Annotated in this window: 2 rRNA genes (1 of these 2 only partly in view); both read left to right on the forward strand. The window is 54.8% G+C overall.

Annotated features, from left to right (window positions below):
• Positions 1–2,536: ribosomal RNA gene (locus FOA19_RS23240) — 23S ribosomal RNA — on the forward strand (it extends 359 nt beyond the left edge of the window).
• A 101-nt stretch (positions 2,537–2,637) separates the two neighbouring features.
• Positions 2,638–2,749: ribosomal RNA gene (gene rrf, locus FOA19_RS23245) — 5S ribosomal RNA — on the forward strand.
• The last annotated feature ends 3 nt before the right edge of the window (positions 2,750–2,752 follow it).

A 2,752-nucleotide genomic window follows, 5' to 3' on the forward strand; every position in this document is an offset into this window, starting at 1 on the left:
GTCAGCGAAAGGTTTTGGAGCATAGTGGTATCCTGAGTAGGGCGGGACCAGAGGAATCCCGTCTGAATCCACCGGTACCATCCGGTAAGGCTAAATACTCCTGAGAGACCGATAGTGAACCAGTACCGTGAGGGAAAGGTGAAAAGAACCCTGAATAAGGGAGTGAAATAGAACCTGAAACCATGCGCCTACAAGCGGTCGGAGCCCATTAGTTGGGTGACGGCGTGCCTTTTGCATAATGAGCCTACGAGTTACTCCTCCCTGGCGAGGTTAAGTGCATGGATGCACGGAGCCGCAGCGAAAGCGAGTCTGAACAGGGCGCACAGTCAGGGGGGGTAGACGCGAAACTTTGTGATCTACCCTTGGGCAGGATGAAGTTGCGGTAACACGCAATGGAGGTCCGAACCAGTTTCCGTTGAAAAGGATTTGGATGACCTGAGGGTAGGGGTGAAAGGCCAATCAAACTGAGAAATAGCTCGTACTCCCCGAAATGCCTTTAGGGGCAGCGTCGAGGTTGAGTCTCGTGGAGGTAGAGCTACCGATAGGACTAGGGGGAGTCAAATCCTACCGAATCCTGACGAACTCCGAATGCCACGTGACATACTCGGCAGTGAGGCTTGGGGTGCTAAGGTCCCAAGCCGAGAGGGAAAGAACCCAGACCATCAGCTAAGGTCCCTAAATTTACGCTAAGTTGAACAAAGGAGGTTCAGTTGCTTAGACAGCCAGGATGTTGGCTTGGAAGCAGCCATTCATTTAAAGAGTGCGTAACAGCTCACTGGTCGAGCGACAGGGCATCGATAATAATCGGGCATCAAGCGTGATACCGAAGCTATGGATTGTAATTTATTACAGTGGTAGGGGAGCATTCCCGTCGGCTACGAAGGTATCTGGTAATGGATACTGGAGCGTCGGGAAAAGCAAATGTAGGCATAAGTAACGATAATGCGGGCGAGAAACCCGCACACCGAAAGACTAAGGTTTCCTGATCAACGCTAATCGGATCAGGGTTAGTCGGGTCCTAAGGCCGATGCGAGAGCTAAGGTCGATGGACGACTGGTTAATATTCCAGTACTAGCGTGACTGAGTGACGCGGTGACGGAGTAGTGAAAGGCCCGCCTGGTGACGGAATACCAGGTTAAAGCACGTAGGTATAGGGACGGTAGTCAAGTACGCCGACCCTGCTGAAACGCGATAGTACCCCAAGCCCCCGGGCGAGGGGATAGCGGCCCTAATCAGACTCCCAAGAAAACCCGCTAAGCGTTTTAATGGTCACGCTACCCGTACCGCAATCCGACACAGGTAGTCGAGGAGAGAATCCTAAGGTGCTCGAGTGAATCACGGCCAAGGAACTCGGCAAAATGGCCCTGTAACTTCGGGAGAAGGGGCGCTTCCTCATGGCAACATGAGAAGCCGCAGTGAAGAGGCCCAGGCGACTGTTTAACAAAAACACATGGCTATGCGAAATCGAGAGATGAGGTATATGGCCTGACACCTGCCCGGTGCCGGAAGGTTAAGAGGGGACGTCAGCCGCAAGGCGAAGCGTTGAATCGAAGCCCCGGTAAACGGCGGCCGTAACTATAACGGTCCTAAGGTAGCGAAATTCCTTGTCGGGTAAGTTCCGACCTGCACGAATGGTGTAACGATCTGGGCGCTGTCTCAGCCGTGAGCTCGGTGAAATTGTAGTCTCGGTGAAGATGCCGAGTACCCGCTACGGGACGGAAAGACCCCGTGCACCTTTACTATAGCTTAACATTGACTCTGGGTAACTCATGTGTAGGATAGGTGGGAGCCTGTGATCCGGCGTCGCCAGGCGTCGGTTAGGCAGCGTTGAAATACCACCCTTGAGTTACTTGGAGCCTAATCCTTGAGTAGGAGACATTGTTTGGTGGGTAGTTTGACTGGGGTGGTCGCCTCCAAAAGAGTAACGGAGGCTTTCAAAGGTACCCTCAGCACGCTTGGTAACCGTGCGCAGAGCGCAATAGCAGAAGGGTGCTTGACTGTGAGGCCCACAAGCCGAGCAGGGCCGAAAGGCGGATATAGTGATCCGGTGGTTCCGCATGGAAGGGCCATCGCTCAAAGGATAAAAGGTACGCCGGGGATAACAGGCTGATCTCCCCCAAGAGCTCATATCGACGGGGAGGTTTGGCACCTCGATGTCGGCTCGTCACGTCCTGGGGCTGGAGAAGGTCCCAAGGGTTCGGCTGTTCGCCGATTAAAGTGGCACGCGAGCTGGGTTCAGAACGTCGTGAGACAGTTCGGTCCCTATCTGTAGTGGGCGTAGGATGTTTGAGGGGACCTGTCCTTAGTACGAGAGGACCGGGATGGACGAGCCTCTGGTGGACCTGTTGTGGCGCCAGCCGCAGCGCAGGGTAGCTACGCTCGGATGAGATAAGCGCTGAAAGCATCTAAGTGCGAAACTCACCCCAAGATGAGACATCCCTTAAGGGCCGTGGGAGACGACCACGTCGATAGGCGGCAGGTGTAAAGGTGGAAACACCATAGCCGAGCCGTACTAATTGCCCGAGCGCTTTCCAACACATGCGCCACCCAAGGCGCGTACCCTAGCCCCCTCCCTTCCCCGTATCGTCAAAGCACCCCCCGACCCCATTGAGGAACACCCGAAAGGGATCCCAAGATAATGGTGGCTATGTCGCGGGTGTCCACCTCTTCCCATTCCGAACAGAGAAGTTAAGCCCCGCCGAGCCGATGGTACTGCGGTCACACGCGGGAGAGTAGGTAGCCGCCAACCCCA

The sequence above is a fragment of the Rufibacter hautae genome (genome assembly GCF_008271695.1).
In the GTDB taxonomy this organism is placed as follows: domain Bacteria; phylum Bacteroidota; class Bacteroidia; order Cytophagales; family Hymenobacteraceae; genus Nibribacter; species Nibribacter hautae.